At 51.6% G+C, this 3,621-nt stretch carries 5 protein-coding genes; all 5 read right to left on the minus strand.

Annotated elements, in window-relative coordinates:
* Positions 1-463 (minus strand): non-canonical purine NTP pyrophosphatase (locus tag B2067_RS14065; protein WP_301388867.1); only part of this gene is annotated, 463 nt, incomplete at its 3' end.
* Entirely contained in the window at positions 463-921 is a 459-nt protein-coding gene (locus tag B2067_RS14070; RefSeq protein ID WP_068438078.1) for a DUF4426 domain-containing protein, read from the minus strand. The genes B2067_RS14070 and B2067_RS14065, both read right to left, overlap by 1 nt.
* A 2-nt stretch (positions 922-923) precedes the next feature.
* On the minus strand, positions 924-1,517 hold the full coding sequence (metW, locus tag B2067_RS14075; protein ID WP_297533389.1) for a methionine biosynthesis protein MetW: 594 nt from the start codon (positions 1,515-1,517) through the stop codon (positions 924-926).
* Positions 1,518-1,522: 5 nt separating this feature from the next.
* The gene (metX, locus tag B2067_RS14080; protein WP_273086889.1) at positions 1,523-2,680 is read right to left on the minus strand and encodes a homoserine O-succinyltransferase MetX; all 1,158 of its coding nucleotides are present in this window, start codon (positions 2,678-2,680) and stop codon (positions 1,523-1,525) included.
* A 199-nt stretch (positions 2,681-2,879) separates the two neighbouring features.
* Positions 2,880-3,476: a YggT family protein gene (locus tag B2067_RS14085; protein WP_068436322.1), complete on the minus strand. Its 597-nt coding sequence runs from the start codon at positions 3,474-3,476 to the stop codon at positions 2,880-2,882.
* Positions 3,477-3,621 lie beyond the last annotated feature (145 nt).

Consider the following 3,621-nt stretch of genomic DNA (forward strand, 5'->3'; position numbering starts at 1 on the left):
CAGTGCCCGATGGTTCGGTCAGAATAATGCCTTCCCACGCCCCCTGAAATACTTGTGGGGTCGGATCTTCGGCATGGCGCATATATACCAGAACGCATTGAAAGCGCGCGGTACGTTGCGCTTCTGGAATACCCTTCATATTTTCCAGGACTTTCGCGTTATTTGCCTGGTCGCCTTCACCGGAGTAGCGAGCGCTGTAGATTCCTGGGGCACCGTCAAGTGCATCAATTTCAATGCCCGAATCATCGGCCAGAGCGGGCAGTCCAGTGACCTGACAGGCGTGACGTGCTTTTATGATGGCATTTTCAACGAAGCTCAGGCCTGTCTCGTCGGCGTCAGAGACATCCAGTTCTGTCTGCGGAATCAGCTCAACGTTGTCATTCGCAAAGTGCTCTGAAAACATGGCTGAAAATTCACGCAGTTTGCCTTTGTTTCCACTGGCAAGAACGATTCGGGTCATGATTATTCCTGATAAAATTTCTGGCTGAACTTCACGTCAAAAGTACGGTTGCTACCGTCTGGGGTGACGTCCAGATCAATGCGATAGACCTCGTTTTTATCAAAGCGGAAGGTCGATACGTAATAGACCGCATTGGTTTCTTTGATTTCCCGGAATTCGATACTGCGGCTCTGACCAATGAGGTTTTTGATCGTGCCTGTCAGTTCTGCGGTCACTGGCGTTGGTACATCATTTTTGACGTTTTTCAGTACCGAAATGCTCAGGTACGCCAGTGAACGTGAGCGCGGAATATCATAGGCTTCGGCAACATCTTCCGGTAAGAAGCTGGAATTGAGGCCAATGTAGTGAACCTCGTAGTCGCCGAACACCTGCTTCTGCTCGCCGCGATCTGCTGCCGCGTGCAGCGATAAGGTGGCCAGCGCCAGTACTAAAATGCATTGGATCTTATTCAGTGCGTTCATACTTATCTCCTGGTGATGTGGTAAACCGCGATTTCACCCAGCATGGCTGGCCAGAGGCGAATGCTCCAGTGTTCGCGGTGTTGATCATCGACAACGGTCTTATTAAGTATACGGATGCCTTTTTCACGGCACAGAATTTCAAAATCGCGGAAGGTACACATATGAATGTTCGGCGTGTCGTACCAATTGTACGGCAAGGTGTCCGACATCGGCATGCGGCCTTTCAGTAAAAGATAAAAACGGGTTTTCCAGTAACCAAAGTTCGGAAAGGTCACGATGGCTTCTTTGCCGATACGCAGCATCTCGTCGAGCAGTTCATCCGGTCGCTGAACCGCTTGCAGTGCCTGAGTCATCACAACGGTATCGATGCTCTGATCTTCAAAGTTGCTGAGACCGTTATCCAGGTTCTGTTCGATCACATTGACGCCATTACGGATGCAGGCAGTCAGCTTCTCTGGATTGATCTCCAGGCCATAGCCGTGGACGTTTTTCTCAGTCTTTAAATAGCTGAGTAATTCTCCCTCGCCACATCCAAGGTCAAGGATTTCACTTTCTGGTCGAATCCACTGCTGAATAATACTCAGATCAGGACGCAGTTCACTCATGACTTACCTCCGAAACTACGTGCTGCCACACCTTCCATATACGCATGAAAGATATCCAGGTAGCGCGGAATAGGAAGCAGGAAGGCATCGTGGCCGTTGTCAGATTCAATACAGGCATAGCTGACGTCTTTGTCGGCGTGGATCAGTGCATTCACGATTTCTTCTGAGCGCGCCGGAGCAAAACGCCAGTCGGTTGTGAAGGATACGACCAGAAAACGACATTTCGCCTGACTCAGGCATTTACGCAGATCATTATCGTGGTCGCGTGCCGGGTCAAAGTAGTCAAGTGCTTTGGTCATCAGCATGTAAGTGTTGGCGTCGAAACGTGTACTGAATTTCTCGCCCTGATAGTGCAGGTAGCTTTCTACCTGAAACTCAGGAGCAAAACTGAAGTTCAGCTTACCCTCACGTAATTCCCGGCCAAATTTCTGCCGCATTGCATCGTCTGAAAGGTACGTCAGGTGCCCAAGCATCCGCGCTTGCATCAGGCCTGCTTTAGGCAGTGTTCCTTTCTCCTGATACCAGCCATCGTGAAAGTCGGGGTCTTTGGCGATGGCCTGTCGGGCGACTTCGTTAAAGGCGATATTCTGCGCTGAAAGTTTGGGGGCAGAAGCAATAACAACGGCGTGTTTCAGGCGTTCGGGAAACTGGATAGACCAGCGAAGCACCTGCATGCCACCGAGAGAGCCGCCGACAACGGCAGCCCAGACATCAATACCAAGAACATCGGCAAGGCGAGCCTGGCTGTTAACCCAGTCACGGACCGCCATGATAGGGAAGTCGGGCCCGTACGCTTTGCCGGTTTCTGGGTTGATACTGACCGGGCCAGTGGAGCCAGAGCAACCACCGAGGTTGTTCAGCGAAACGACAAAGAATTTATTCGTATCAATAGGCTTACCGGGGCCGATGCAGGTATCCCACCAGCCGGGCTTTTTGTCGTCCATGCTGTGATAGCCTGCGGCGTGATGATCGCCGCTCAGAGCATGGCAGATCAGGACAGCATTGGAGCGGTCGGCGTTGAGTTCGCCATAAGTCTCGTAGATCAGGTCATATTGTTCTAACACTCGTCCGCTGCGTAATGTCAGGGGCGTGTCGAAGTGCTGAACCTTGGGTGTGACCAGTCCGACCGAGTTTTCTGGAATAACGTCCGGCATCGGAGTCAGGTATCCATTTGCAAGCTAGTAATACAGCAAGTTTATCAGGCTTAGAGCTGGCTTGGCACTGGCTGTGCCTGTCGGGAAAGGTAATGGTGCGTTGGCGGGGGAGGGCCATTCGCACTGAGGTTCACGGTTGGTTATTTATACATCAGTTACGCGACAACAGAAGGCCTGTTGCCGCGTAGAAAATCTTAGCTTACAGACCCATGATCAAGCCCGAAGGCACCTGCAGAACCTGTTTCAGTGGATACAGAATCAGGATCTCAGCGAGCTGAATGCCAAGGATGACTACCAGTGGTGACAGATCAAGGCCACCCATGTCCGGCATGATCTTGCGTACTGGCCGGATGACCGGTTCAAGCAATTGGTTGATCAGGATCAGCGCCGGATTATACGACCCCGGAGCAACCCAGGAGGCGATCACCATAATCAGCATGCCCCAGAAATAGATACTGATCAGCAGCTTGATAATACCGACAGCGGCCCAGCCGATCATGGCGACAAAGGGCATGCCTGTTCCGTAACCCGCGAGCATCAGAATCAACGCCATGATGACGTACTGGATGGCCAGCGCGAGTACCAGTGACGCCATATCGAGTCCGCCGAAGCCGGGAATCACTCTGCGCAGTGGAATAAGCAGTGGATTGGTGAACTTCACAATCATCTGTGACAGGGGGTTATAGAAATCAGCGCGGACAAGTTGAAGCAGGAAGCGCAGCATAACGATCAGCAAGACAAGGCTTCCGATGGCGTTGACGAGCAGCAGACCCGCCTGTGTGAGTGGTGAACCCATGAATACTCCAGTTAAAATTGAGCGGCCTTTGGGCCGCACGGTACGATCTTGTTAACCCACTTGTTATCTCAAGTGCTTATATTCTCAAATACTTATTACCTCAGATGGGGACGCCTGAGAAAATTTCACCCCCTGCTGAGTCAGG

The sequence above is a fragment of the Thalassolituus sp. UBA2590 genome, from assembly GCF_002339775.1.
Taxonomy (GTDB): Bacteria; Pseudomonadota; Gammaproteobacteria; order Pseudomonadales; family Oceanobacteraceae; genus Thalassolituus.